Origin of the sequence: Methanonatronarchaeum sp. AMET-Sl, assembly GCF_029854155.1 — an archaeon.
Classification (GTDB): Archaea; Halobacteriota; Methanonatronarchaeia; order Methanonatronarchaeales; family Methanonatronarchaeaceae; genus Methanonatronarchaeum.
Map to the genome: position 1 here is coordinate 850,762 of NZ_CP122958.1, position 23,564 is coordinate 874,325.

28 protein-coding genes and 1 tRNA gene are annotated in these 23,564 nt (G+C 38.9%); 11 read left to right on the forward strand and 18 right to left on the reverse strand.

Annotated elements, in window-relative coordinates:
- Genes QEN48_RS04250 through QEN48_RS04290 form a run of 9 tightly spaced genes read right to left on the reverse strand, consistent with a single transcriptional unit; the run spans position 1 to position 4,385 of the window.
- A complete protein-coding gene (locus QEN48_RS04250) occupies positions 1 to 336 on the reverse strand; it encodes a hypothetical protein (protein WP_280107657.1) in 336 nt (111 codons plus the stop codon).
- Positions 333 to 1,910 carry a proton-conducting transporter membrane subunit gene (locus tag QEN48_RS04255; RefSeq protein WP_280107658.1) on the reverse strand — a complete coding sequence of 526 codons (1,578 nt, stop codon included), beginning with the start codon at positions 1,908 to 1,910 and terminating at the stop codon, positions 333 to 335. Before QEN48_RS04255 ends, QEN48_RS04250 begins: the two co-directional genes overlap by 4 nt.
- Positions 1,907 to 2,251 (reverse strand): cation:proton antiporter subunit C, encoded by a 345-nt coding sequence (locus QEN48_RS04260; RefSeq protein WP_280107659.1) that lies wholly within the window; start codon positions 2,249 to 2,251, stop codon positions 1,907 to 1,909. Before QEN48_RS04260 ends, QEN48_RS04255 begins: the two co-directional genes overlap by 4 nt.
- The gene (locus QEN48_RS04265) at positions 2,244 to 2,696 is read right to left on the reverse strand and encodes an MnhB domain-containing protein (protein WP_280107660.1); all 453 of its coding nucleotides are present in this window, start codon (positions 2,694 to 2,696) and stop codon (positions 2,244 to 2,246) included. The genes QEN48_RS04260 and QEN48_RS04265 overlap by 8 nt, the downstream gene beginning before the upstream one ends.
- Positions 2,696 to 2,959 (reverse strand): hydrogen gas-evolving membrane-bound hydrogenase subunit E, encoded by a 264-nt coding sequence (gene mbhE, locus QEN48_RS04270; protein ID WP_280107661.1) that lies wholly within the window; start codon positions 2,957 to 2,959, stop codon positions 2,696 to 2,698. Before mbhE ends, QEN48_RS04265 begins: the two co-directional genes overlap by 1 nt.
- Complete coding sequence (locus QEN48_RS04275) at positions 2,956 to 3,204, reverse strand: DUF4040 domain-containing protein (RefSeq protein WP_280107662.1); 249 nt, start codon at positions 3,202 to 3,204, stop codon at positions 2,956 to 2,958. Before QEN48_RS04275 ends, mbhE begins: the two co-directional genes overlap by 4 nt.
- Positions 3,194 to 3,616 (reverse strand): monovalent cation/H(+) antiporter subunit G, encoded by a 423-nt coding sequence (mnhG, locus tag QEN48_RS04280; RefSeq protein ID WP_280107663.1) that lies wholly within the window; start codon positions 3,614 to 3,616, stop codon positions 3,194 to 3,196. Before mnhG ends, QEN48_RS04275 begins: the two co-directional genes overlap by 11 nt.
- Entirely contained in the window at positions 3,613 to 3,867 is a 255-nt protein-coding gene (locus QEN48_RS04285; protein ID WP_280107664.1) for a monovalent cation/H+ antiporter complex subunit F, read from the reverse strand. The genes mnhG and QEN48_RS04285 overlap by 4 nt, the downstream gene beginning before the upstream one ends.
- A complete protein-coding gene (locus tag QEN48_RS04290) occupies positions 3,864 to 4,385 on the reverse strand; it encodes a Na+/H+ antiporter subunit E (RefSeq protein ID WP_280107665.1) in 522 nt (173 codons plus the stop codon). Before QEN48_RS04290 ends, QEN48_RS04285 begins: the two co-directional genes overlap by 4 nt.
- Before the next feature lie 512 nt (positions 4,386 to 4,897).
- Between QEN48_RS04290 and QEN48_RS04295 the strand changes: the two genes are divergently transcribed.
- The gene (locus tag QEN48_RS04295) at positions 4,898 to 5,848 is read left to right on the forward strand and encodes a GTPase (RefSeq protein ID WP_280107666.1); all 951 of its coding nucleotides are present in this window, start codon (positions 4,898 to 4,900) and stop codon (positions 5,846 to 5,848) included.
- Between the two features lie 11 nt (positions 5,849 to 5,859).
- Here QEN48_RS04295 and QEN48_RS04300 read toward each other — a convergent pair whose 3' ends face one another.
- From QEN48_RS04300 to hypF, 3 genes are all read right to left on the reverse strand, one after another.
- Complete coding sequence (locus QEN48_RS04300) at positions 5,860 to 6,726, reverse strand: presenilin family intramembrane aspartyl protease PSH (protein ID WP_280107667.1); 867 nt, start codon at positions 6,724 to 6,726, stop codon at positions 5,860 to 5,862.
- A complete protein-coding gene (locus tag QEN48_RS04305; RefSeq protein WP_280107668.1) occupies positions 6,723 to 7,220 on the reverse strand; it encodes an undecaprenyl diphosphate synthase family protein in 498 nt (165 codons plus the stop codon). The genes QEN48_RS04300 and QEN48_RS04305 overlap by 4 nt, the downstream gene beginning before the upstream one ends.
- Positions 7,221 to 7,407: 187 nt before the next feature.
- Complete coding sequence (hypF, locus tag QEN48_RS04310) at positions 7,408 to 9,681, reverse strand: carbamoyltransferase HypF (RefSeq protein ID WP_280107669.1); 2,274 nt, start codon at positions 9,679 to 9,681, stop codon at positions 7,408 to 7,410.
- 104 nt (positions 9,682 to 9,785) lie between these two features.
- Between hypF and QEN48_RS04315 the strand changes: the two genes are divergently transcribed.
- The 4 genes from QEN48_RS04315 (at position 9,786) to pheA (ending at position 12,639) form a co-directional block, all read left to right on the forward strand.
- Entirely contained in the window at positions 9,786 to 10,439 is a 654-nt protein-coding gene (locus tag QEN48_RS04315) for an A24 family peptidase (protein WP_280107670.1), read from the forward strand.
- A gap of 15 nt (positions 10,440 to 10,454) precedes the next feature.
- Positions 10,455 to 11,027 carry an L-threonylcarbamoyladenylate synthase gene (locus QEN48_RS04320; protein WP_280107671.1) on the forward strand — a complete coding sequence of 191 codons (573 nt, stop codon included), beginning with the start codon at positions 10,455 to 10,457 and terminating at the stop codon, positions 11,025 to 11,027.
- Between the two features lie 126 nt (positions 11,028 to 11,153).
- Complete coding sequence (locus QEN48_RS04325; RefSeq protein ID WP_280107672.1) at positions 11,154 to 11,738, forward strand: response regulator; 585 nt, start codon at positions 11,154 to 11,156, stop codon at positions 11,736 to 11,738.
- A 73-nt stretch (positions 11,739 to 11,811) separates the two neighbouring features.
- Positions 11,812 to 12,639: a prephenate dehydratase gene (gene pheA / locus QEN48_RS04330; protein WP_280107673.1), complete on the forward strand. Its 828-nt coding sequence runs from the start codon at positions 11,812 to 11,814 to the stop codon at positions 12,637 to 12,639.
- 62 nt (positions 12,640 to 12,701) lie between these two features.
- On the opposite strand, the gene QEN48_RS04335 is transcribed toward pheA, so the two are convergent.
- The gene (locus QEN48_RS04335) at positions 12,702 to 14,039 is read right to left on the reverse strand and encodes a transposase (protein WP_280107674.1); all 1,338 of its coding nucleotides are present in this window, start codon (positions 14,037 to 14,039) and stop codon (positions 12,702 to 12,704) included.
- A gap of 148 nt (positions 14,040 to 14,187) precedes the next feature.
- Here QEN48_RS04335 and QEN48_RS04340 point away from each other — a divergent pair.
- A tRNA-Leu gene (locus QEN48_RS04340) sits at positions 14,188 to 14,272 on the forward strand.
- An 838-nt stretch (positions 14,273 to 15,110) separates the two neighbouring features.
- Here the strand turns inward: QEN48_RS04340 and QEN48_RS04345 are convergent.
- Both QEN48_RS04345 and QEN48_RS04350 read right to left on the reverse strand, forming a co-directional pair.
- A complete protein-coding gene (locus QEN48_RS04345; protein WP_280107675.1) occupies positions 15,111 to 15,257 on the reverse strand; it encodes a hypothetical protein in 147 nt (48 codons plus the stop codon).
- Positions 15,258 to 15,323: 66 nt separating this feature from the next.
- A complete protein-coding gene (locus QEN48_RS04350) occupies positions 15,324 to 16,508 on the reverse strand; it encodes an ORC1-type DNA replication protein (RefSeq protein WP_280107676.1) in 1,185 nt (394 codons plus the stop codon).
- A gap of 209 nt (positions 16,509 to 16,717) precedes the next feature.
- Here QEN48_RS04350 and hisH point away from each other — a divergent pair, with 209 nt between their 5' ends.
- Both hisH and QEN48_RS04360 read left to right on the forward strand, forming a co-directional pair.
- A complete protein-coding gene (gene hisH, locus QEN48_RS04355) occupies positions 16,718 to 17,332 on the forward strand; it encodes an imidazole glycerol phosphate synthase subunit HisH (protein WP_280107677.1) in 615 nt (204 codons plus the stop codon).
- A 50-nt stretch (positions 17,333 to 17,382) separates the two neighbouring features.
- Positions 17,383 to 18,294 carry an NAD(P)/FAD-dependent oxidoreductase gene (locus tag QEN48_RS04360; RefSeq protein WP_280107678.1) on the forward strand — a complete coding sequence of 304 codons (912 nt, stop codon included), beginning with the start codon at positions 17,383 to 17,385 and terminating at the stop codon, positions 18,292 to 18,294.
- Between the two features lie 49 nt (positions 18,295 to 18,343).
- Here the strand turns inward: QEN48_RS04360 and QEN48_RS04365 are convergent, their stop codons facing one another.
- Both QEN48_RS04365 and QEN48_RS04370 read right to left on the reverse strand, forming a co-directional pair.
- The gene (locus tag QEN48_RS04365) at positions 18,344 to 18,760 is read right to left on the reverse strand and encodes a chemotaxis protein CheW (RefSeq protein ID WP_280107679.1); all 417 of its coding nucleotides are present in this window, start codon (positions 18,758 to 18,760) and stop codon (positions 18,344 to 18,346) included.
- 21 nt (positions 18,761 to 18,781) lie between these two features.
- Positions 18,782 to 20,719: a methyl-accepting chemotaxis protein gene (locus tag QEN48_RS04370; protein ID WP_280107680.1), complete on the reverse strand. Its 1,938-nt coding sequence runs from the start codon at positions 20,717 to 20,719 to the stop codon at positions 18,782 to 18,784.
- 208 nt (positions 20,720 to 20,927) lie between these two features.
- Between QEN48_RS04370 and QEN48_RS04375 the strand changes: the two genes are divergently transcribed.
- Entirely contained in the window at positions 20,928 to 21,764 is an 837-nt protein-coding gene (locus QEN48_RS04375; protein ID WP_280107681.1) for a deoxyribonuclease IV, read from the forward strand.
- Positions 21,765 to 21,971: 207 nt separating this feature from the next.
- On the opposite strand, the gene QEN48_RS04380 is transcribed toward QEN48_RS04375, so the two are convergent.
- Positions 21,972 to 22,109: an SHOCT domain-containing protein gene (locus QEN48_RS04380; RefSeq protein WP_280107682.1), complete on the reverse strand. Its 138-nt coding sequence runs from the start codon at positions 22,107 to 22,109 to the stop codon at positions 21,972 to 21,974.
- 30 nt (positions 22,110 to 22,139) lie between these two features.
- Between QEN48_RS04380 and tnpA the strand changes: the two genes are divergently transcribed.
- Together tnpA and QEN48_RS04390 are read left to right on the forward strand one after the other, a co-directional pair.
- Positions 22,140 to 22,538: an IS200/IS605 family transposase gene (tnpA, locus tag QEN48_RS04385; protein WP_280107683.1), complete on the forward strand. Its 399-nt coding sequence runs from the start codon at positions 22,140 to 22,142 to the stop codon at positions 22,536 to 22,538.
- On the forward strand, positions 22,535 to 23,545 hold the full coding sequence (locus tag QEN48_RS04390) for a transposase (protein ID WP_280107684.1): 1,011 nt from the start codon (positions 22,535 to 22,537) through the stop codon (positions 23,543 to 23,545). Before tnpA ends, QEN48_RS04390 begins: the two co-directional genes overlap by 4 nt.
- Positions 23,546 to 23,564 lie beyond the last annotated feature (19 nt).

Below are 23,564 nucleotides of genomic sequence, written 5' to 3' on the forward strand. Positions count from 1 at the left end.
TTACACTCCTATGAATATTAGCAATAATGTGGCTAATGCGCCTACATACCAGAGTACGTAGTCGTTTATTATTCCGGTATGCATTTTTTCCATCACGTGGTAGAATTCTTTTAGTCCTTCGACGAATCCCCAGTATAGGTTTTCACCGCTTATGTGTGAGTCTTCTTTGGATATTTCGGGGTTTCCTGAAAGGTAGGGTTTTCCAGCCATTTCGGATGTGTAGTTTCCTGCTCCTGCTCTATATATCAGTAATGTAATTAGGCTGATTATTAGGCCAGCGATCAGGAATACCAGGGGGTCCCAATATCCGGCTCCAGTTGTTAATGTTTCTATCATTCTAGTATTCCTCCTATGTATCCAGTTTGATCAATTAATGCTTCCACTGCTGGTGCAACTATTGTGTCTACAACTAGGTCTGGGAATAATCCGAACAGTACTGTTAGTGCTGCTAGTACGAACATCGCTGTTTTCATGCTGGTTGGTACTTCTCCAACTCCTTTGTATCGAGATTTTTCTGGTCCTAGGAATGTGCTTTGGAAGACTTTAACGAATGAAGCGAGTGTTATTACGCTGACTAACATTGCTACTGCGGTTAGGAATGGGTTGAGTGCGTATACTGATTCGTATATTAGTATTTTTGATGCAAATCCGTTGAATGGTGGTAATCCGGCTATTGCTGCGGCACCTATTATGAATGCTATTGATGTGAAGGGCATTTCTCTTGCTAGGCTTCCAAGGTCGTTTAGGCTTCTTACGTTTGTTTTGTATATTATTGCTCCTGCGGTTAGGAAGAGCAGTCCTTTGTATATTGCGTGGTTTATTATGTGGAATATTCCTCCTTCCATCGCGTGATATCCATATACAGGCATTTCTCCGATTTCACCGCTCATTAAAGCAACTAACCCGACTCCTACACCTAACAACATATATCCTGTCTGTGATATTGCGTGGTAGGCCATTAACCGCTTGATTGTTTTCTGGATTATCGCTAGCATAACGCCTATGAACATCGTTAGTAATCCAAGTATGACTATTATCCAGCCGAGTGTTGCTCCATCTAGGTTGACTCCATAGAGTGAGAATGATATTCTGAATAATGCGTATAGTGAGAGCTGGCTTAAGGTAACTAAGACCATGCTTATGTGTGCGGGGGCTTCTCCATATGTGTCGGGTACCCACATGTGTAGTGGGACTGCACCGGCCTTCATAGCTAGTGATCCAACCATTAATGCGAGTGCGAGTTTATCGATTGTTCCCAAACCGGTCTCCATCATTCGGTCGGCTACGACTCCTATGCTTAGGGCGTTGTACTGTCCATATAGGAATCCAACGGCTATTAAGAACATTAGGGCGCCGACTGCACTTAACAACAGGAACTTGAATGCGGCTTCGTTGGGACGTCCTCTATAACTATAGAACGCTATTAAACCGATTGCCGTTATTGAGGAGAGTTCAATGAATACGAATAGGTTGAAAAGATCTCCTGTGAATGCGAAGGCGATTCCAGCTGCACCTAATAAGAGTAGTAATGTATAGAAACCTGTTGTACCCATTCCGGTTTCATCGAAGTATCTCCAAGAGAATATAGATGCAAGGAATGTTGTTAGCGTTATTCCAAGTGCTGCGAAAGCTCCCATACCATCGACTTCAAGTACAACCCGTATAGGTTGTTCCATTCCACCGGGAATAAGTTCGGTTGGTACTGCGGCACCGGTTGCATATGTCATTATTCCGACGTCTATCACTCTGGCAAAGACAACTAGTACTAGGGTTAATGCTATTGCTAGGCCTGCGATTGTCCAAACTTTTTTGGCTGTTTCTCCTAACCGCGCTATTAATGGTGTTGCAAAACCTGCGAGTAATGGCACCATTATTGCGAGTATTGGAGCGTAATCTATGTAATCCATCATCCTCTTAATCTCCTTATCTCTTTTGTATCAAGTGTTCCATATTCTTGGTATATCCTTATCACTAGTGCTAGCATTAATGTGGTCATTGCTAGTCCTATGACTATTGCTGTTATAACCAATGCTTGTGGTACGGCGAAAACCATGACCATGTCTTCAGGTATTAAAGTATAGATTGGGGTTATTCCGTCGGCTCTATATCCTGTGGATACTAAGAATAAATTTGCTGCTGACGCGATTATCACTACGCTTATAACGGTTTTTATGATGTTTTCTCTGAATATCAATCCATAGAACCCTATTAGTAGTAGTATTGCGACTGCTATGTATGGTAAATTAATCACTTCTATCCTCTCCTTCTTGGCTTAACACTATTATTGCGTAGCTTACTGCAGCAAGTACGAGTATTCCAACGAGTATGTTTAGTGGTCCTAATACGCCTCCTGAATCTATGTATCCGGGGTTTATGCCTATTGGTGTGGGTCCGAATATATCTGTTTCGAGTAGGAACTCGCTGAGTTGTTTTCCACCTATGTTTTTTATTATGAAGTATAGTACTGCGGCTGCTGACATCAATGAGAACATTGCTTTGCTGCTGAACCATTTTTTTGCTTCGCTGGCTCCATAAGCTATGAATACTAGTGCTATTCCTGTAGCTATTATCACTCCGCCTTGGAATCCTCCTCCAGGTAGGATGTGTCCGTGGATTATTATGTACATCCCGAATACCAAGATTGGTATGTACATCAATGATGTGATTGATTTAACTATTGTGGACATCTCTTTCATCACACCATCCTCCTTAATACTACCATTACTGAGGCTATTGCTGCGAACAATACGGTTGCTTCTCCGAGTGTGTCGAATGACCTGTAGTCGTAGAGAACTGCTGTAACTACGTTGTTGGCTCCGGTGTCTTCTTGAGCGTTTTCAATTATGTGTTCATCCATGTCTATGTATTCAGGTTCACCGAAGTCTCGTGCCTCTGCTGCGCCGAACAACATGAATGAGAAGAACAATATCAGTATTACTGCACCGACTTTTTTCCTCATACGTCCCACCTCTCGGTTTTCTTTATTGCCAGTATGAATATGGCTGTAGTTAGTCCTGCTCCTATGGCTGCTTCAGCCATCGCTACGTCTGGGGCTTGAAGCATGTAGAACTCCAGTGCCAGTAGGAGGCTCATCGCGGCTAAAGCGATTACTGATGCCAGTATGTCTTCTAGTGTGAGGGATAGGTATGCTGTTATTATTATTAACGATAAAACGATTAAGTGCATCAGTATTTCAAGCTCCATCCTGTTTTTCCTCCATTTTTTCATCTTCGGTAGTTTTTGATTCCTGTTTGGATCCTGTTATACTGATATCCATTGCGTCTACAACTCCTTTAGGTAGGTATCCACTTCTATGGGAGGCTCTTGCTATTGCGTGAGAGCTTGTTGGGTTTGCTATGAGTATTGCTATTAATGCTATTAATGAGTGGATTGCTAGTTGTATTTGACCTCCTGCAGCCGCTCCTGCAAGGTAGTTTTGGATTGCGTAGACAACTACTGCGAGTACGATGAATATTGAGCCATATGTATTGGTTTTTGTTGCGGCATGTAGTCTTGAGTATACGTCTGGGAATCGGTGTAGGCCTAGTGCTGCGATTAGGTTGAAGAATAGTCCTATTGTGAGTAAGATGATTACCAGTATGTCTAGTGGATTCATGTTTCATCCTCCAGGTATTTTGATATGTATAGTGTTGTGACAAATGCTAGTATTGCGTAGACGATTGCAACGTCTATCAGGATCACCGATTCGTATGCAGCGCCCAGCAATATCATTGTGGCTATAACCATCATGTTGGCTGTGTCTAGTCCTACAACCCTGTCCGGTGTTTTTGGACCTAGAACAACCCTTATGAGGGCTATTGAGATGAATACAGCCATTAATATTGCTGCTATCATAAATATGTTCATTCAGCTATCCTCCTGACCCATCTGATCATGCTTCCTGTTAGTTTTTCTGCTTCTGGCTTGTCTTCTGTAACGTTCATCCAGTGTACATAGAACTCATCGTCTTTGTGGTCTACTGTGAGTGTTCCTGGTGTTAGTGTTATGGAGTTTGCGAGCATTGTTATTGATAGGTCGTTTTTAAGCCCTGTCTTGATTTTGACTATGCCTGGAGTGATTTTGCCTGTTATAACTCTCCATGCTATGTCTATGTTGGCTTTGGTTATTCGGTAGAATAATGGACCTATTGCGTAAACTAGTAGTGTTATCATTTTTATTGGGTTCAGTAGGAACCCATATCCATTGATGTTGTCTAGTATTTTGTATGAAACTGCTGTTGTTATGATAGAGACCAGTATTGCTAGTATTATGTCTCCATATTGCCAGAACAGCAAGTCGCCTGTTGAAGCGGTCAGTAATAGATATAATATAAATGAATATATACCGACCACCAACTGGGCTGTTCTTATATTGCTATCCGCCATATTATCAACGATCTCCCTTTTTTATATTTCATGTATCCTGTATTCCCCTTATAAATGAAATCTTAACAGAGAATAATTTATCATGATTATTTATAAAAGATTTGGGTGGGTAGTTAAAAAAATTAAAAACCTCTTAACGAATAAAAAATATTTTTAAAAACCCAATATAACAAAAAACACTTAGTTAATATCTTATTCATGATAAAAAACCCTAAAAAACATAAAAAACCCAAAAAACAATTTTTGAGTTCTATTAATCGATAAAACAGTATTCAACATACCAAAAACCTACATATGTTTGTTTTAATCAATATATTTAAACCACAACACCAAGTTTATTGCTCAAATGAGTATAAATTTCTCACTGTCTAACAATATACTTCTATTACACTTCAAATTCTAACCAAACCCATATATAATTAACGGCGTTACCAAAAAAGGATAGATAAACAAAAAAACAACCTAAATACAAAACCACTACAAAACAAAATAACCATATAGGTGAATCAGGCATGTTCAAAAAAATACCAGACGTACCAGAACCAGACCAACTAATAGACAGAGCATTCAAAAAAGCCAGACAAGAACACAAACAACAAAGCAAAAACAAAGAAATACAAAAAATCCACATAGCAGCAGAACTCATCAAAACCGAACTAGAAAAAATAATAAACAAATACCCAAGCTTCGACCAACTACCCCAATTCTACTACGACCTAGCAACCACAACAATAGACATAGACAAAACAAAAAAAGCACTCGCAACAGTCAACTGGGCAAGAAACATGATGGAAACAATCATAAGCAAATCCCACAAAAAAAGAAGCCATAAAACCGACCTAGAAATAAGAAAAGAAGCATACGGCCGAATAGCATCAATACTAAAAGAAATAAACCCAGAACTAAACCACCTAAGACAAACCAGAAAACAACTCAGACAAATCCCAGAAATCAAAAAAATGCCAACAATCGTTATATCAGGATACCCCAACGTAGGAAAATCCACAATACTAAGCCAAATAACCAGCAGCAGACCAAAAATAGAGACATACCCATTCACAACCAAAAACCTAGAAATAGGAATACTAGAAAAAAACTACGTAAAATACCAGATCATAGACACACCAGGAATACTAGACCGACCACTATCAAAAAGAAACAACATAGAAAAAAAAGCAATACACGCACTAAAACACGTAGCCAACTCAATAATACACGTAATGGACCCAACAGGCAGATGTGGATACCCAACCGAACAACAAGAAAAACTATACCAAGAAATACAAAAAACCTTCCCAAACACACCAATATTCAAAGCCTACAACAAAACAGACATACACAACCAAGAAATCAAAGAAGGATACCCAATATCAGCAAAAACAGGCAAAGGAATACAAAAACTACTAAAAGACGCAATAAAACCAATAGAAATAGAAAAACCATGGGAAAAATACCAAAACTAACCAAACAACAATCAAAAAGACAAACCAAAAACCAAAACAACAACCAAAAAACCAACAATCGCCCCAGAATTAAGCAAAGGCAAACCAGCCTGCGGCTTACCCCTCAAAACCAATAAACTAAGCCCAACATAACCAACAAGACACCCCACAAAAGACCCAAAAGCAGCAGCCGAACCAACAAACGAATAAGCAGAAACCGTTAAAATCGATGGAATAATAGCATCACCCAAACCCATATAAAAAGCCTTCCTATCACCCTCACCATCAAAAGACTCCTCACCAAAAGAATAATCCCTTTCCCACGGAACAACAAAAAGAATCGGAATCCTCATTTTAACAGCACTACCAGCCAAACTAATCATATGTCTAGTCTTATAAACAGCAATAGCATCATAGATAGCTAAAACAACAAGTAAAAGAATAACCGGCCATACAGTGAAAGAAACACCAAAAATCGCTACAACCCCAGCAGCAACAAACAACCCAACAACATTAACAACATACCACTCACGATGAAAAACAACCAAACCAAACAAAAACAAAGCAGGAGCCAAAGCATAAAGAAAACTAACCTCAAGCCCCAAACCAAAAACCCTGCCAAACAAAGCCGTAAAAGAATAAATCAAAGTTAAAAACACAGCCAAACCAATAACAACCTCAATAAACCATTTAGACTTCCTTTCATGCATAAACAAAAAAAACAACGTAAACAACAAAATAAAAACAACAATAACAATCGGATTCAAAACAGACTCAGGATCACCAAAAGCCTGAAGCTCCTCAGCCTTAAAAAACACAGATAGATACACAGCAAAAACCTGAGTAATTACAATAAAAAGACCCATTGAAACAACAGGCAACAAACTCCTATCACTCACCTACCGAACCTCCTTTCACGACTCCTAAACTCATCAAGAACACACCTAACCAAATCCCTATCCAACGCCTTAAAACTATCAACAAAAAAAATCTCAGAATAACTCAAACCCCACAAAAGACTGTTCGGCAACCTTTCCTCACCAACCTTAATCAAAATATCCAGGTCACCAGAACTAAAAAACTGATTCAAAAAATCCTCATCAACATCTCTCAATGAAACCTCACCAGAACCAACCAAACTACAAACCCTTTTTATAGAACGAACAACCTCATCCCGCCCCTTCTTACAGACAACAACCACCTGCCCACCTTCACTAAAACCACCTAAAACCTTCTTCTTTAAACTAGTAGGAGCCCCAGGAAAACCAAACACAACCTCAGAAACACCAGAATCCCTAAACTCATCAACAACAGAAACCAACCTACCAACTTCAATAGAATCCCAATCAGGAACTACAATCCCAACCCTATTTATATCCCATGAATCCCCCAATCTAAACACCAAAACCATACCTACTAAATACTCAATAATACCTTTAAACCTAAAAACACTTTACTTTACCCTTAACTTTCCTAAGAGTTTGAGAACACAATAACTCTATTCACCCATCTTTAAGAAGAGGGGTGGGATGTCACAAATGCAAAACAACCAAATAAAGAGCTATAATAAAAGAACTACTTCAGTCTTGAGAGAAATCAGTAGCGGCTCCAACAACAACCTGTCCATAAGAAACTCCACCATCACCAGGAGGAACCCTTTCATTAACCAACACACTTAAACCTTCATCACTACCCCTCACATAACTCTTTATCTCATCCATAATCATTTTATTATAAGAAACCCCACCGGAAACAGCTATATTATCAACATCATGTTCAACCGCTGTCTCAACAGCTATCTCAGCCAAACCCCTAGCTAAACTAACTTGAGCAGTTGCAGCAACATCCTTTTTTGGATAATCATCCATTAAATCGATTAAATCAATAAATAACTCCCTTGTATCCACTTTAATCAAACCATCTTCTTCAACAAAAGATATATCCAACGAAACCGGCTCCCCCTCACTAGCTATAGCTTCAAGCTTCATAGCCGGCTCCCCCTCATAACTCCTATGATAACAAACACCAAGAAGAGCAGCAACACCATCCAAAAACCGTCCAGCACTAGAGGTACGGAAAACATTAAAAGAACCCTCCAACTGTTGAATAACACTCTCAACTTCATCACTACCATGACGGAACCATAAACCACTTAACAAATCCCTAAGCCCATCAAAAGGATAAAGAATCCCAGCAACCATCCTCGAAGGATAGATAGCTGCAGCATCACCACCCGGCATCAATGAATTAGACAACCCACCAACCCTCTCAAAACTATCTAAACCTGCTAAAAGAACCTCACCACCCCAAACAGAACCATCCTCCCCATAACCAGCACCATCAACAGCTATACCCACAACCCTCTCCACATCATGTTCCCCCATAACAGAAGCAATATGCGCATGATGATGTTGAACCTCAATAGGCGAACCAATCTCCCTAGCATACCTAGAACTCCTATATCCAGGATGAAGATCACAAACAATCAACTCAGGCAAACTACAGCCAGTTAAATCAAGAAGATGTTGAACAACCTCCTTAAAATAACTAAAAACCAATGGACTATCAACATCACCTACATACTGAGAAACAACACACTCACCACCAACACCAATCGCAACAGTATTATCCAATTCAGCTCCAAAACCAAAAACAGGACCTCCAGAAACAGGAATACCCAAAGGCTGGGGAACAAAACCCCTAGACCTCCTAATAAACCGTTTATTATCACCATGAAGCCTTAAAACAGAGTCATCACATCTAGAAACAATTTCACGATCATGAAGTAAAAAACTATCACAAACATCACCTAACTCACTCAATATCTCATCATTCTTAACATGCATAGGCCTACCAGGTAGATTACCACTCGTCATAACAACCGGCTTATCAATAAAATCAAACAACAAATGATGAATCCCCGAATACGGCAACATAACCCCAACCGTATGTAAACCAGGAGCTAAATTATCAGGTAGCGGAAAAGAACTATTTTTCTCCAACAACACAATCGGCCTTTTAATAGACTTTAAAACCTCTTCCTCAACATCACTTACCTCAGCGAAACCCTCAACAACATCCAAGTCAGGCGCCATAACAGCAAAAGGCTGTCGCCCCCTACCTAAACGCTCTCTAAGCAAACCAACCGGTTTTTCCTCAGCAAGACAGACAAGATGTGTACCACCACTCCCCTTAACTGCAACAACACTACCTTCAAGAATATCCCGAGCAACAACCCGTATAGGACTATCATCACAACTAGGAACACGATAGATAGTAGGACCACAATCAGGACAAGCAATAGTCTGTGCATGATAACGCCTATCCCCTGGATCCCTATACTCCTCACGACAAGCACTACACATCTCAAAAACAGACATCGAAGTATTCTCACGATCGTAAGGGAGATCTTCAACAACAGTGAAACGTGGACCACAGTTCACACAAGAAGTAGCCCAATAACCCCCAAACCTACCACCACCACGTATATCATCTAGACAATCACCACAAACAGCCGTATCTGGAGGAACAACACCAGCACCACTACCCTCACCAGAAGACCCAGCAATATCAAAACCACTTAAACCCTCAACCCCACCCCAACTAACCTCAACCTCACGTACATCAGAAAGAGGAGGGCCATCACTCCTCAAACAATCAATAAAACTTTCTATCTCAGCCCTTTCACCTTCAACAACAACCTCAACCCCCATAGCACCCAAATTACGTACAAAACCATCTAAACCAAGAGCAACAGCACTCCTATAAACAAACGGCCTAAACCCTACCCCCTGAACCACACCATCAACCAAAATCTCAGCCCTACTAAATCCACCACTTCTATTTTCAGACAAACCAACAAACCTCCTTAAACCAAATCAGTTATCAAAAAACAAATACCCTTCCCATAAAAAAAAATACAAACCACTTATTAATTAGAGCACATATCATTTAACCAATGGATATAGACCTCATAAAGATACTGGTAATACTACCATTCTTCATAATAGCCTGCATAACTGATTTAAAAGACAGGAGAGTGCCAAACAAACTCTGGATTCCATTAATCATAATTGCAGTTATCTTCGGAGCAATTCAATATACACCAACCTACATAACCATGCTCGCCATATCTCTAACACTAATCTTAATCATCGTTTTTATAATGGCAGCCCTCCAATTCGGAGGAGCCGACCTCAAAGCTTTAATAATAATAGCATTAATATTCCCAGTTTATCCAGAAACCTTTAACCCAATATATGGAGAATACAGTGTTTTCGCATTATCAACAATAATAAACGCGCTTTTCCTAGCTTTAATATATCCAATAGCCATAACCATCACCAACCTAATCAGACGTGATTTAGAAAGACCCCGACACATATTTAGAGCAATAAAAAAACCAATAAACAAAGTAAACGACAAAGAAAGAGTACTTTACAAAGGAGAATACAAAACCCTAACAAAACAAGAAATAGAAACAATCTCTAACAGAAAAAAAACAGTCTGGACAACCCCCTGGATGCCATTCATAGTTTTCATAACCCTCGGAATGCTAACCACAATCTATATCGGAGACCTAATGTACATAATTTTTAACCACCTAATATAAATAGATAATTTAAAAATGATTAAAAAAGCAGTAAATACCCTAAAGAAAGACGAATTAATAGCCTATCCAACCGAAACCGTCTACGGAGTAGGTGCAAACGCACTAAAAAAAGAAACCATAGAAAAAGTATACAAAATAAAAAACCGCCGAAAAGACAAACCAATATCACTAGCCATATCCTCATGGGAAATGCTCCAAGAAATCTCAGAAATAGACAAACAACAACTCAGAACCCTCAAACAATTAATGCCAGGCCCAATCACAGCAATAATAAAAAAAACAGATAAAGTACCAGACCTACTAACAGCAGGCAGCGATAAAGTCGGAGTCCGATATCCAGATAACAAAACAGCCCTAAAAATAATAGAAAAATTCGGATCACCAATAACATCCACAAGCGCAAACTACTCCGGAAAAACACCACCAAAAAACCACAAACAAATAAAACTACCAGTAAAATACATAGTTAAAGCAGGAACCACAGAACTAGGAACCTCATCAACAATAATAGACATAGAAAACGACATCAAAATAATACGAAACGGACCAATAACAAAAAGCCAAATCAAAAAAGCCCAATGGAAATAACAACCCCCCAACACCTAAAAAAACAATTCTAAAAAAACAATACAAAACAAAAAACATAAACTCTATAACATAAACTATTTAGATGAGAAAGAGATTAAATTTAGACTTAAAGTAGGAGAAACATCGATGAAAAAGGTATTAATTATAGAAGACAACCCTGACGAACTAGAATTATTTGAAGAAATACTCAAACAACAATACGAAGTAACAACAGCTGGTGATGGAGAAAAAGGGCTAGAAAAAATGTCACCAGAAATAGATTTAGTCCTACTAGACAGAATGATGCCCGGCCTAGACGGAGGCCAAGTACTAAAAAAAATAAGACAAAACAAAAACCCAGAAATATCCAACACACCTGTAATACTACTAACAGCCCTAGATGCAGGCCTCGATATAATAGAAATGGATTTCAACGACTACATAAACAAACCAATCTCACCTAAAAACCTACGTAAAAAAGTCAAAGAAACAATATCATTATCCGAATACGACACACAAATAGATCGCTATTTCTCAACAATAAACAAAATAGAAACACTTAAAGAAAGCCTAGACGAAGACATACTAAGAAACAACCAAGAATACCAACAACTAAAACAAAAAAGAGAAAAACATCGAAAGGAAGTAGATAAAGCCCTAAATAAACTAATGAAAGACCTACCCCCAGAAAAAACAGAAGAATTCCACGAAATACTAGAAAAACTCCTCTAACCCCCCCTACACAAAAAACATAACACATTTTCCTTCCAAAAATTAATTTTTAAAACCACCGAATATACATGGTATGCAGATACTGACACTAGGGCCCTCAGGAACATACAGTGAAAAAGCTGCTAAGAAATGGGTGCAAAAAAACAACCCAAAAACAGAAATAAAATTAAAATCATCCCCAGACGAAGTCATAAACCAAATCAACCAAAACACACTAGGACTACTACCAATAGAAAACTCAATACAAGGAACAGTACTACAAACAATCGACCTACTCAAACAAAAAAACGTAAAAATAATGGACGAAACCATTATAAAAATCAACCACTGCCTAATCGGACACTCAACCAAAAACATCGAAGTCATAGTAAGCCACCCACAAGCACTAGCACAATGCAGAAACTACATATCAAACAAATTCCCAAACATAGAAACAAGAACAACAGGAAGCACAGCCCACGCCGCAAAACTCACAACAGAGTTCAAAAACATGGCAGCAATAGCACCAGCAGAAACAGCAAAAAAATACAACCTAAAAATACTAGAAAAAAACATACAAGACGTAAAACAAAACCAAACCAGATTCTTCACACTCGCAACAAAAGACTCCAAACCAACAGGAAACGACAAAACAACCCTAATATTCTCAGTAAAACAACAACCAGGAACACTACACAAAGCACTAAAACCATTCGCAAAAAGACAAATAAACCTAACAAAACTCGAATCCCGACCATCAAGAAAACAACTAGGAGACTACTACTTCATCATAGACTTCGAAGGCCACAGAAAACAACCAAAAATACAAAAAGCAATAAAAGAACTAAAAAAACACACAGAACTAATAAAAATACTAGGTTCATACCCAAAAGCCCAAAACAAAAACCAAAACACAAAATAAACCCCAAACAAAAGAAAAAACTGGAAACAATAGTACTGGAAACAATAGTGAACTACCCCGCCCTACTCAGCCGTCGTAGACGGCTTCGTTGAGGGTGGGGTTTCCAGCGAAGTTTCCTTCAGAGTCTGACCAGATTCAAGGTCAGAGAGGCTTATTCGTTGTGGGGCGTCCACAGCCCGCTCTACACCCTTCTCAGACTTGAACAAGTCTGAATTGGGCTTACCTGTGGCTTTTCGAGCCATATTCACTGCACCATTCACGTCAGCATTATATCGAGTCCCATCTGATGATTCGAACAACCCTCGTTCGACTCGTTCACCAACGTACTTGTCGTGATGCTCAACGGCTTCCTCGTCGTAGAATGAACACTTTGACGTGTGTGATTCGGGAACTAACTCGAACGTGATACCACGGGCTTCAAGCTTGTGCTTGAGTTTCTGCTTGAACTTGTCAAATGGAATCTGGACGAAGTTCTGGTTCGTTTTATCTCTGAGGTTCACGTTCTGCTTCCAGCCTTTCCCATCACCAACGTACACCGTGTCAATGCGGTGTTCGATGCAGTAATCGGTGATGAGTCGAACAGACTTGTTGAGGTAGTCGTTGATGGTGTACCGACGCTTCTGATGCAGGTTCTCGATACGTTGAGTTGTGCCGTCGATACCTTGCTTGTCTTTAATCGACTGGTAGTAGGCAATCTTCTGGTTTTGACGGTGATTTAGAGATTTTAGGTGCCTGCCATCCAGGATGAATGACTTGCCTCTCCAATCACAACACGTTGCCAGATTGTCCACGCCAAGGTCGATTCCAAGCCACGACCCTTCTTTTGTCTCGATTTCCTCTACTTCTTTCTCGTAGATGACACGGTACTCGAAGTACTGGGCCTTAGCCCGTGGAAGGATTTGCACTCTCTTGACGTTTGATTCTTGCACTTCCGTGTATGTGAATGGGATTTTGATTTCCGTTAGGTCACAGTTGAACTCGTTTCGGTACGAGTATGGAACGCCAAGTCGGATGTGGTCTTTGTTGACTTGGAATGATTGTGATGGGAATTCAAGCGTGTAAAAACCATCCTTATCAAGGTAGGATGGTGGTCTGATGTTGGCGTCATATTTGTTTTGTCGCTTTTTCTCTACGAGGTTGAAGAATGATTTGAACCCTCTATCAACTTGTTTCATCGTTTGTTGGGCGACTTGGCTTGGGAGTACTTTGTAGTTCCAGTTATCTTTCAACTGGTCGTAGGCGTCGTAGTAGTTGAGGTATTCGCCGTTGTTGAAGTAGTGTTGTCGCACTTCGTAGAGAGTTTTGTTGTAGAGGTTTTTTGAGAGATGGCTCATACTCCGTAAGACCTCGTACTCTTTGGCATCGAGGTTTGCGAGGTTTTGTTGGAGTGTTTGTACCATCTTATTAAGCTAGATGTTAGCCTGTTGTTTAAGTGTTGTTGTTTTCGGGTGTATCCCCTCCCTACTCACTCGCTTCGCTCCTTCCTTGAGGAAGGGGTCTTACCCTCAATTTAATAAACCAAAAAGCCCATTAAATTGTGTGGGGACTGCGGGGGTAGCCGAGTCAGGCCAAAGGCGCAGGACTTAAGATCCTGTCCCGCAGGGGTTCGCGAGTTCGAATCTCGCCCCCCGCACTCAATTTTCTTAGATATCTCCAAACTTGATTTGTTATGTTAAAAATGGTGTTCGAGAAACCGAGAGATATTGAAGACATATTCTATAGCCCAGTTATTTAGTTCTTTATCTAATCTAACAGTAGTTTTGTTTCTTAGACATTTACTTTACCTAGTTCTTAGTTTTATAGCAAATCTCATAATCCTGTTTTTTTACACTGTCCCGTATTACGAAAAAAATTTATGTATTATCTTTTATAGGTTTAACTCGGTTTTATTACGAAAAAAATATTCTTATAACTCTTTATGATGTTTTAATAGTTATTGAATACTTATTTTTTAGTATAAACCTTTTATATCGGTTTTTAGGGATTAGTTTTAAATATTCCAGGGTTTATTCTTATAATTGAGAAAGAGATTTATGGGAAAAATATGGAGGTGATTAATGATGTGTTGTCACGATCACGACTCAGATGAAGATGTTGACTCAGACCATGACCATGATGATTCAGAGTGCTGTCACGGTCATTAAATAGTTTTCCGGGACTACCTTTAGAATGTGGTTTAGGTTTTCGAAAGGGGTTAAAAGTTATTTAACCCTTTTTTATTTTTTTAAGGAACTGATTTTCTTAATTTTCTGTAAATGAGTTCTGCAAATAACGAGGAACAGATAAAATAATAGATAAGTAAATGTTTGGAATAGAGTTGAAAGAGCGCTCTTCAATGGTATGTAACGGTACTCTGATAGAAGGTGAGAAAAACGGTGTTTTGGATATTCTAAGAAAAGCAGGTATATTTCTAAAGTTTGGGGGGTGGAGATAGAGTGGTTTTGACATCAAAAACTTTTTTGAACTTTTTTTTAGGTTAAAGGGGATGTCAGGTAGGTGATGAGTATGATTGATAGTAGTATTATGGCTAATATCAGTATTAGTATCGCTAGTATTGTGTTTATTTTTGATATGGTGTTTGAGCCTTTTAATGCGTCTTCAAGCCAATATAGTAACATCTGTCATACTTAGTTTGGTATAAGGTTTTTGTAAATGTTTTTATTTTAAGGGGTTTTTTTGGTTTGTTATTTTTGTTTTTCTATGTGTTTTTGTATTTCTTTTTTTAGCATGTTTGCTGGTATGTCGGGTAGTGATATTTGGGTTGTTCTGCCTCTTTTTCCTTTTCCGCTTAGGGATGTGTCTATTACGCCCATGTTGTTTAGTTCTTGTATGTAATGCCAGAACTGGGTGTATCCTCTTGGTTTGATGTTGTGTCCTTCGCAGATTATTTTGTAGTTTTTTTCTACTTCGCCTGTTGTGACGTATGCTTTGTTGCTGTTTTGGAGTAGTTGTGTTATGGATAGTAATACCATTAGGTGGTTTTTGTTCATATCGGTGAATAGTTCTTTTCTCATGTATGGATGTATTTCTGCTTTGGCCCATCGGACGTGTTCAGGTACTACTGTTTCGTCTCCTTCGGAGTCGGCTTTTTTTCCTGCTTTCCATAGTAGTTCTATTGCGAATCTGGCGTTTCCCCATTCGCTTGCTATGTCGGATATTAGGTCTATTGTTTCTGTGTTTACTGTGTTGGGGTTGAATGCGAGTTTTATTCTTTGTTTAAGTATGGATGTAAGTTCTCTTTGGTTGTATTCGTTTAGGTTGATTATGTTTCCACGTAATGTGCTTTGTGTGCTTTGATCTAGTTGTTCTCTGAAGCTTGGGTCTCTTGCTATGTATATAACTGATATACGGTTTTCGTAGTCTCCTAATGTGTCGTCTGACATCCTGGATAGGTTGTATAGTATGTCTGGACCGCTTTTATTTATTAGAAAATCGATTTCGTCCATTCCTATTATGAGGTATTTATCTCGTACTTCAAGCATGTTGAATAAGGATCTCAACATCTCTTCAACACTGTATCCACGGCTTGGAAATCTTTTATCGTAGTTTTTTAGAACTTTTATTAGTGCTAGTGATCCGGTGTTGTGTTTCCGACAGTTTACGTGTACGTAGTTGAACCCACGGCGTTCTTCAAGCATTTCTCCAAATTTTTTAGCCATCACCGTTTTACCGGTTCCAACTTTTCCAGTTATTAATGCACTTTGGGTTGACCCGACTCTTTCTTCAATCACATCTCTAAAGAGCCTAATTAAATATCTAAGCTCTTCTTCCCTCTCAGGCAGGCTTTCAGGTACATAATCGAAATAAAGAGGCTGTTCGTTTTTAAATACCGTGGGCCTGCTGAGTTCGTCTCTAATTATATCATTCATTTTTTATCGCCAAGTAGGTCCCTCTTGGCATAAAAGTTAATTTCGTTTGGATTTAATCGACATAGTATACTTGATTTAACTCCCTTTAACCTTACTTCCTTATCTTTGAATAATACTTTTGGTTCAGTTAACATGTAGGTATGTAGCCTTTATCTATTTTTTTCTGTTTTTTCAGAAGTTTGTTATTTACTTAGGATTATATGTTGTTGATGGCTGGTATCTCTATCGTTGATTATGGTTTAGGTAACCTACGTAGTGTTGTAAAAGGCTTTGAGAAGGTTGGTGGTGAGGTTGATGTAGTTGAGGAAGGCAGTAGGTTATTAGATTATGATGGTGTTGTTATCCCTGGAGTAGGTGCTTTTGAGGATGGAGTTAAGAGAATTCGAGAGATTGACTCTTTTTTGTATCGATTGATTGAAGATGGAGTTCCTGTTTTAGGTATATGTCTTGGTATGCAGATGTTGTTAACCCGTAGTTTTGAGAGTGATAAGTGGGTTGATGGATTGGATGTTATTGGTGGTGACGTTGTTCGATTTAAAGGCGTTAGAAAAATACCACATATGGGTTGGAGTAAGGTGACTCCATCAAAAAAACATAGACTGTTCAATGGTATTGAAGATGGATCATATTTCTATTTTGCTCATTCCTATCACGTTAGACCTAAATTTGAAAAAGATGTGGTTGCAGAATCAATTTATGGAGAAAGTTTTCCTGCAGCAATATCCCGTAAAAACGTTGTGGGTGTTCAGTTCCACCCTGAGAAATCAGGTAAAACTGGGTTAAGGGTATTAAAGAATTTTTTGGAGATAACAAAAAATAAATAAAGATATATCTAACTTGATTGGTTTATTTAATTATGGTTAGGTGTGTATTTATGGAGAATATGGATAGTTTTGATGTTTTGGTGATTGGTGGTGGTCCTGCTGGATTAACTGCCTCAATATATACTTCAAGAGCGGATCTGGATACAGTTGTTTTAGATAAGGGAGAGAACAAACTGAGTAAGGCCGATGTGATTGAGAATTATTTTGGTTTTGATGAACCTTTATCTGGCTCTGAACTTTTAGATAGAGGTAAAAAGCAGTCAAAGAGATTCGGTACTGAAATAATGGATTTGGAGGCTTTATCTATATCTATAGAGGGTGAGAGTTATGTTGTGGAAACTGTTGAAGGTAGTTTTAGAGGAGAGGGCTTGATTTTAGCTACAGGTATACAACAAAAGAAACCTAGGGTTGAGAACCTAAGTGATTTTGAGGGGAAGGGTGTGAGTTATTGTGTTGTTTGTGATGGACCTTTGTTTAGAGATAAAAAATGTGGTGTTCTCGGTTCAAGAGATTATGGAGTTAAAGAAGCCCTTAAACTACATGAATACACTGAAAACGTGTTTTTACTAACGGATGGTAAAGAGGTTGATGCAGATGAACGTTTGGTTAGAGAGTTGGATGAAAAGGGAATAGAGGTTATAACTGAAGAAGTAACCAGAGTTTTTGGAGATCAATTGCTTAATGGAGCCGTTGTTGGTGGCGAGGAATTTGATTTGGATGGTTTGTTCATCGCTATCGGTACAAGTGGAACCCTTGACTTTGCATTAGAACTCGGTATAGATATTGAAGATGGTTTCATTCAAACTGAAAAAGACCTTTCAACTGGCCTACCTAGACTCTATGCTGCCGGAGACTGTACCGGTGGCGAAAGACAGATATCACTGGCAGTTGGTGAAGGTACTGAAGCGGCTTTAAACTTAATTAAGGATTTGAAGGGCGAGATAAAACAGGATTGGGGATAAAAAAATAGTTTAGGTTGACCCCTTTTTAGGGTCAAAGTCCTTTGGTTTTTTATTGGTTTTGTGTTTCTGGTGGTTCTACCCAGATTACGAAGTCTCCGTCTTCTTTTATTACGCCTTTGACGTTTTCTGTTTTTATGGGGTCATCGACTTCTTCGTTGGTTATCTGTCTTACTTGATGAACTTCGTCTACTATCCACCCGATGTTGTCATCGCTGTCTTGATTTGCTCCTTCGAAAACTATGATTCTTTTTCCGTCACCGTTGTTTTCTAGGTCGAACACGATTTTTGGATTGATTATTGTGGTTGTTTCTCCTCTTAAGTCCATTACTCCTTCTATGTGGTTGGGTGTGTTGGGTATCTGGGTTAGGTCGCCTTTGTCTACTATTTCTGCGACGTAGTTTAGGTCTACGCAATATCTCTTTTCGTTCAACTCGAACTCTATGACTTGTGTATCGATTTCTGTCATCATAGATCACTTATCTTATTTTTATTCTAAATTGAATTCGTCTATTGTTTCTCTGTTTTGGTCTGCTCTTTCGAGTGTGTCTTGTGCGATTTCTGCTATTTCTTGTACGGCTTCGTTTTGTTCTTCTACGCTGCTGTTTATTTGTTGGATAGCTGCGTTGATTTCTTGGCTTAGTGCAGAGGCTTCTTCTGCAACTTCGCTTACTTCGCTTGTGTTGTGTGCTTGTGATTCTGTCGCTTCTGCTATTTCATCGATTCCTTGGCTTATTTCTTCAACCATTTCTTGGATTTCTTCTAGGTTGTTTACAACTTCTTTAACGGCTTTAGTGCTTTCTTTAACTTCTTTGTTGGTTTCTTCTATTAGTTTGGCGTTTTCGTTTGTAAATTCTTGAACTTCTCTTATTATCTCTTCTATTTCTTGTGCTGATTCTTGTGAGTCTTCTGCTAGTGATTTTACTTCGTTTGCGACTACTGCGAATCCTTGTCCTTTTTCTCCTGCTCTTGCTGCTTCTATGTTTGCGTTTAGGGCTAGTAGGTTGGTTTGTTCTGCTATGTTTGAGATTACGTCTGTTATTTCGCTGACTTCCGCCATCTTCTCCTCAAGTTCCTTGATATTTTCTACGTTTTTATCGGTGACTTCATCGAGGTGCTCTATTTTATTTATTGCTTGTTCAGCTTCTTCTGCGCCTTCCTGGCTTATTTCAGCTGCGTTGTCTGTTTCAGAGTTGATCTGTTGTGCGGCGGATGTGATTTGTTGTATTGATGATGATAGGTTTGAGATATTGTTTTTCATTTCCTCTGACTTCTCAACCTGTTGTTCTATTCCACTACCTATTTGTTGTCCTGACGCACTTATTTGGTCTATTGAGCTTGCAAGCTCTTCTGTGGAAGCACTCATGCTCTCACTGTCTTCAGTGAATGCGATTGCACTTTCTTTTGCTTCTGAAAGAGCTTTTTGTATTGCCTCTAAACCTTCATTTATGTCTTCGTGAAGTTGTTTATCCATTTCGTAGGCTTCTTCAAGGGATTTAAGGTCCGCTTCTGGTTTTGGTGTATCTAATCTAGGAGTCAAATCTAAGTCATTGAATTTTTCGAAGACTCGTTCGTATTCATCATTTATTCGTTGCCAGTATTTTTGAATTGCTCTTAATTCTTCTAGTTTCTCTTCGGCGTCAAGCTGAGATTCTTTTGCGTCTGTTATGTCGTTTATTACTTGTACTGCACCGGTTAAGTTTCCATCGTTGTCTGTGATTGGTACAGCGGTACTGATTACGTGGTAGGTTTCTCCTCTGACAACAACGTTGTCTCTTGCTTCGGTTACTTCTTCACGTTTATCTATTGCGAGGTCAGCTACTGATTCGTGGCCACCGCTTATTTCTCTAAATTCACTTCCAACCGCCTCTTCCTTACTACAGTCTATGTATTCAGACATTGCGTCGTTCCATCGAGTGATTTTGTGGTCTGGCCCTACCATGAACATTGGTACAGGTGCCTTTTGAAAAAGGGCGTTGATTTCTTTTTCTTTTAATTTTCGATCTGAAATGTTCTCTGCGTACTCTACGGCGCCAACAATCTCTCCATCATCGTTTCTTACAGGCGCGCCTGTATATTTGATTGGTATCTGTTTTGTTGGGGATGGATGCCATACATTTTCCTTGGTTATTGAAGAACCATTTTCCATCGCCTGTTTTGGTGCACATTTCTCTGTATTACAATGCTCGGTGTCTAATAAGTTGTAGCATTTTTTACCAACGCATTCCTCTGGTGACATCCCTAGTTTTTCAGCCCCGGAGGGATTGATGTAATCAACGTTGAAATCTTTATCGATCGCTAAAACGGTTTTCGGAATACTTTCGAGGTAATTGCTTTCATCCACACCATTTTTCGATTGAACGGCCTTAACTTCCGATTGGCTGGCAAAACTCTTAACCCCTAGTATTGAAAGAATCTTTTCTAACATATCTATCTCCTTAAATTACTTAGTTATTGATTTATAATACCCACCAGTAAATAGATTACCTTTAAAAAAAGCTTTCTATAGTTGATTACTGGTATTCATTACACCCTAACTTTGTAAAACATCTTATATTTAAATGATGGGTTGTTATTTTGGTTTTCGTTAATTGAATAAATGGTTTTAATGTTGTTTGAGATTTAAGTATTCATGTATGCTTAGGGTTGGAGTACATGTCTCGATTTCAGGCGGTATATACAGGTCTTTTGATAGAGCTAAAGATCTTGGCTGTAATTGTTTCCAGATCTTTTCACACTCACCTAGAAGCTGGAAATTTAATATACCTGATAAAAAGGATTCTAAACGGTTTGTTAAGAAATCTAATGGTAATGACGTTGAGCCATTAGTGATTCATGGTTCTTATCTAGTTAACTTAGCAACACCTAAAGATGGGTTAAGAGAGAAATCTATTAAATCTACACAGAAAGAGATCGATTTTTCAAATAAAGTTGGAATCGATTATGTAAATATCCATCCAGGAGCCCATACTGGCAGTGGGGAGACCCAAGGTATCAACAACGTAATTAGCTCTATTAATCAGATTCAAGGCCTTGATGAAACTGAATTGTTGGTTGAAAATACATCTGGTAGTGGAACGACCGTTGGATATAACTTTAAACAAATAAAGGAGATTTTAGATCGAGTTGATCGAGATATTGGTGTGACACTTGACACCTGCCATGCTTACACTGCCGGATATGACTTAGGAAGTAAATCTGGTCTTGAAAAAACAATTGAAGAAATTGAAGAAACAATTGGAATTGATAAAATCAAGTTAATACATCTAAATGACTCAAAAAACCCTTTAAACTCAAATAAAGACCATCATGAACATATTGGTTTAGGCAAGATTGGAGTTAAAGGGATGGAGCGAATAATAAACCACCCTAAATTAAAAGATATCCCATTTATACTTGAAACACCAATCGATGACCAACGTGGAGATGAAGAAAACATAGAAACAGTCAAAAAACTAAGAAATAAAGGTTAATGAATGTTTAAGCCAAAAGTAAGCACACCCCTCTAGAAAGAGGATTAAAATATAAATTTGTTAAACTTTGAGTTGTTTTGATAGACTTCCTTGACTTAACGCTAATCTTTTTTTACCCAATTTTTTTGTTTTTATCTTAAATCAGTTCTAAGACATCTCCTCTTTAAGAAGAGAGGAGATGTCACTTGTTGTTTAAATCAGTTTTTGTTATTTTTTGGTTTTTTTCAATAGTTCTTTCTTTTTTTCTTCAAATTCCTGTTCTGTTATTGCGCCGTCTTCTTTTAGTTTATCTTCTTCAGGCGGTAAGACTCCGTGCTTTAGCTCGGAGATACACCGCCAAAACATATTTAATTTCTACTACAGAAGTATAGCCTGATGGGATATGATGCTCAAAGCGGTATCCATAGCAAGTGTTCACTACAGTATCACTTGATACTGGCTACTAGGTGTAGGTACAACTTACTGGAAGGTGGAGTCGGTGAAGACCTGAAAGAACAGATAGATAGTATCGCTGAGAATAAGGATATAGAAGTTCTGAACAAGGAAACAGATGAAGACCACATTCATATATTGTTCCGTGCTACGCCGATAACAGAACTATCCAAGTTCATAAACAGTTTGAAAGGTGTTACAACCAGAAAACTACGGAACAAACACAACCATCTTGAACAACACTCTGCATTGTGGTCGCCAAGCTACTTCCTTGTCACAACAGGTGAAGTGACACTCAATCAGCTAAAAGAATATGTAGAACAACAAGGTGGGTTCGGGTGAAAGTAACGAAGACAGTTCAGGCAGGAGTGGTAGAACTCACAAACCAAAAACACAGAGAACTAGAAACAGAATATCAGAACCTACAAAGGTATCTTCAAGGTGACGAAGATGTCGAAGTCTATTCTGCTAACAAACAACAGGCAGAAAGATTCTACGACACAATAAAAGAAGACCATGAGTATCCGATTTCCGTCCGAAAAGACTTGATAGATGTTCAGGAGTGCGAATCCAATATAGCTGATTACTTTGTGAAAGTTCCGACAGCACAACGCTACGGAGGACTCAAACTACCAATCAAAACCCATACAGAAATCAAAGACAACTGGGAGATAGGAGAAAGCAAGGTAATTAAGCGTGACGGTAGTTTTTATATTAATATTTCGGTCAGTTACGAGGTAGAACCTGTTTCTGATTTTCATGGGATCTATGGTGTTGATCTTGGACTCCGAAACCCTGTAGTTGGAGTGGCTCTGTCGGTGGCAGAGCCTTGCCACAAGATTCAAACCGTAGATTTCCACGCAGAACAGATCCAGAAAATCCAGAGCAGATACGCCTACCTACGCAGAAACACCTCCACAGGAAAGAAATGGAAGAACAGGGAATACAACAAAGTAAAAGACATATTGCATAAAGTCACGACAGAGATAGCCAACTACTGCAAAAAACATAAACTGGCTGTAGCGGTAGGCAACCTCAAAGGAATCCAAAACCAAGACAAAGGAAAGGCTATGAACCGTCAGCTACATCGATTCCCCCACTACAAGTTCAAGCAACTACTCCGCTACAAACTAAAAGATAGAGGGTTACCTTTGGTTGAGGTTGATGAGGCGTATACCAGTCAGACTTGTGCGAAGTGTGGAGAAAAAGGGGAGCGTTATAGGGGGAGGTTTCGATGTTCTGGAACAGAAATACATTCTGATGTGAACGGTGCTTGGAATATTGCCAAGCGGGCGTTAGGCAAACTTGAAATAAAGTCTCTGGCTGACGCAGGGGCTACTGTGACATAGCCCACAAACTCCATAACGA

What these genes read in the sequence shown, in the direction of transcription:
- QEN48_RS04250 (WP_280107657.1), bottom strand. Translation starts at nt 336, where the DNA reads ATGATAGAAACATTAACAACTGGAGCCGGATATTGGGACCCCCTGGTA.
- QEN48_RS04255 (WP_280107658.1), bottom strand. Translation starts at nt 1,910, where the DNA reads ATGATGGATTACATAGATTACGCTCCAATACTCGCAATAATGGTGCCA.
- QEN48_RS04265 (WP_280107660.1), bottom strand. Translation starts at nt 2,696, where the DNA reads ATGAAAGAGATGTCCACAATAGTTAAATCAATCACATCATTGATGTAC.
- mbhE (WP_280107661.1), bottom strand. Translation starts at nt 2,959, where the DNA reads ATGAGGAAAAAAGTCGGTGCAGTAATACTGATATTGTTCTTCTCATTC.
- QEN48_RS04275 (WP_280107662.1), bottom strand. Translation starts at nt 3,204, where the DNA reads ATGGAGCTTGAAATACTGATGCACTTAATCGTTTTATCGTTAATAATA.
- mnhG (WP_280107663.1), bottom strand. Translation starts at nt 3,616, where the DNA reads ATGAATCCACTAGACATACTGGTAATCATCTTACTCACAATAGGACTA.
- QEN48_RS04285 (WP_280107664.1), bottom strand. Translation starts at nt 3,867, where the DNA reads ATGAACATATTTATGATAGCAGCAATATTAATGGCTGTATTCATCTCA.
- QEN48_RS04290 (WP_280107665.1), bottom strand. Translation starts at nt 4,385, where the DNA reads ATGGCGGATAGCAATATAAGAACAGCCCAGTTGGTGGTCGGTATATAT.
- QEN48_RS04295 (WP_280107666.1), top strand. Translation starts at nt 4,898, where the DNA reads ATGTTCAAAAAAATACCAGACGTACCAGAACCAGACCAACTAATAGAC.
- QEN48_RS04315 (WP_280107670.1), top strand. Translation starts at nt 9,786, where the DNA reads ATGGATATAGACCTCATAAAGATACTGGTAATACTACCATTCTTCATA.
- QEN48_RS04320 (WP_280107671.1), top strand. Translation starts at nt 10,455, where the DNA reads ATGATTAAAAAAGCAGTAAATACCCTAAAGAAAGACGAATTAATAGCC.
- QEN48_RS04325 (WP_280107672.1), top strand. Translation starts at nt 11,154, where the DNA reads ATGAAAAAGGTATTAATTATAGAAGACAACCCTGACGAACTAGAATTA.
- pheA (WP_280107673.1), top strand. Translation starts at nt 11,812, where the DNA reads ATGCAGATACTGACACTAGGGCCCTCAGGAACATACAGTGAAAAAGCT.
- QEN48_RS04335 (WP_280107674.1), bottom strand. Translation starts at nt 14,039, where the DNA reads ATGGTACAAACACTCCAACAAAACCTCGCAAACCTCGATGCCAAAGAG.
- QEN48_RS04345 (WP_280107675.1), bottom strand. Translation starts at nt 15,257, where the DNA reads ATGTTACTATATTGGCTTGAAGACGCATTAAAAGGCTCAAACACCATA.
- QEN48_RS04350 (WP_280107676.1), bottom strand. Translation starts at nt 16,508, where the DNA reads ATGAATGATATAATTAGAGACGAACTCAGCAGGCCCACGGTATTTAAA.
- hisH (WP_280107677.1), top strand. Translation starts at nt 16,718, where the DNA reads ATGGCTGGTATCTCTATCGTTGATTATGGTTTAGGTAACCTACGTAGT.
- QEN48_RS04360 (WP_280107678.1), top strand. Translation starts at nt 17,383, where the DNA reads ATGGAGAATATGGATAGTTTTGATGTTTTGGTGATTGGTGGTGGTCCT.
- QEN48_RS04365 (WP_280107679.1), bottom strand. Translation starts at nt 18,760, where the DNA reads ATGACAGAAATCGATACACAAGTCATAGAGTTCGAGTTGAACGAAAAG.
- QEN48_RS04370 (WP_280107680.1), bottom strand. Translation starts at nt 20,719, where the DNA reads ATGTTAGAAAAGATTCTTTCAATACTAGGGGTTAAGAGTTTTGCCAGC.
- QEN48_RS04375 (WP_280107681.1), top strand. Translation starts at nt 20,928, where the DNA reads ATGCTTAGGGTTGGAGTACATGTCTCGATTTCAGGCGGTATATACAGG.
- QEN48_RS04380 (WP_280107682.1), bottom strand. Translation starts at nt 22,109, where the DNA reads ATGTTTTGGCGGTGTATCTCCGAGCTAAAGCACGGAGTCTTACCGCCT.
- tnpA (WP_280107683.1), top strand. Translation starts at nt 22,140, where the DNA reads ATGGGATATGATGCTCAAAGCGGTATCCATAGCAAGTGTTCACTACAG.